Here is a 521-nt window from a genome sequence, read left to right as displayed (position 1 = left end):
GCAATCCGGTACCGGGGGAATGGGAACTACCTGAAGGTCTCATATCCCTCTTAGATGTTCACGCCAGCCTTGCCGAAGGTGAGTCTTTGATCGCGGAACTTGCCCGCCTGGGCGAGCCTGTGCAATCGGAAGTGGGTGCGCTGAGCGCCCTCGACGATATCAAAATGAGACCAGGCGATGAGATCTCGATCACCCTCAATGACGGGGAGCTGATGCTGTCTCAAAATGGTAAACCCGCGAAAGGAAAGGGATCCGTGGCTGTTCCGCAATGGGCTGAGCCGCACATATTCGTTCAGGTGAGTAATCAATAAGTGGAACTGTTCACAACTTCGTTATCGTTACGTGACATTTTGGGTGCAAGTTGGTTAAAGTGGATTTGTTACTCAAAAACCTAAATAAGGCACCTTCTAAGGGAGAATATTTTGGCTAAGAAGATCGAGGCACGGCACCGCCGAGCATGCCGTCCCGTGACGCCTCTAACGGACATTACTGAATCGCTCAGCCCCGTACGCGGCGTTGCA

1 pseudogene is annotated in these 521 nt (G+C 52.4%); it reads left to right on the top strand.

Annotated features, from left to right (window positions below):
- Positions 1-311, top strand: a pseudogene (locus HMPREF1627_RS00275) (metal-dependent transcriptional regulator); the annotation flags it as partial.
- Between the last annotated feature and the right edge of the window lie 210 nt (positions 312-521).

The organism is Actinomyces sp. S6-Spd3, assembly GCF_000758755.1.
Classification (GTDB): domain Bacteria; phylum Actinomycetota; class Actinomycetes; order Actinomycetales; family Actinomycetaceae; genus Pauljensenia.
The sequence above is the reverse complement of the archived record's forward strand: the minus strand, read 5'-3'. Positions and strand labels throughout refer to the sequence as shown.